The sequence below is a fragment of the Rhodoplanes sp. SY1 genome (genome assembly GCF_046000175.1).
Classification (GTDB): Bacteria; Pseudomonadota; Alphaproteobacteria; order Rhizobiales; family Xanthobacteraceae; genus Rhodoplanes.
Map to the genome: position 1 here is coordinate 1 of NZ_JBEOMB010000240.1, position 615 is coordinate 615.

The window sequence follows — 615 nt, forward strand, 5'->3', positions numbered from 1 at the left end:
GATCAGAAGACCGCTTACTCCCGGACAACAGATAGCCGAGTTGCGCCGCCGAGATCCGCACCGTCCCGTCCGCTGGCGACGGCCATAGAAACCGCCCGCGTTCGAGCCGCTTCGCGAACAGGCAGAAGCCCTGGCCGTCGTGCCACAGGATCTTGATCAGTCCACCGCTGCGCCCACGGAAGACGAACAGATGACCGCTGTGCGGGTCCCGCCGCAGCGTCTCCTGGACCTGCAGCGCCAAGCCGTTGAAGCCCTTCCGCATGTCGGTGTGGCCGGTCGCCAGCCACACCCGCGCGCCACTCGGGATCGGGAGCGTCATCGGGGCCGCTCCAACACGTCCAGAACTCGCGCGAGCGCGGCAGCATCCACGTCCCGATCGACCCGCACCAACAGACCCCGGCCCAGATCGATCTCGATGACCCCGCCGCGCGTCGTCGTCGGCTGACACCGTGCCTCTGTCGCCGCGGTCGTGCCGTTCGCCTCGGAGCGACCGCCCGCCGTCTCCGCCGCGATCAGGGACGGCAGCTCGGAGGCTCCGCGGATTCCGATCACTCCGAGTTCGGCCAAGCGCTTCCACTTGAACACCTGGCTCGGCATCAGCCCGTGCCGCCGAGC

At 68.9% G+C, this 615-nt stretch carries 2 protein-coding genes; both read right to left on the reverse strand.

Translation table 11 applies throughout. The features are described 5' to 3' along the window. Window positions 1-319 (reverse strand): IS66 family insertion sequence element accessory protein TnpB (tnpB, locus tag ABTU92_RS28840; protein ID WP_408095001.1); only part of this gene is annotated, 319 nt, incomplete at its 3' end. Then, window positions 316-615, reverse strand: a 300-nt coding sequence (locus ABTU92_RS28845) for a hypothetical protein (RefSeq protein ID WP_408095002.1), incomplete at its 5' end; no start/stop codon positions are given. The genes tnpB and ABTU92_RS28845, both read right to left, overlap by 4 nt.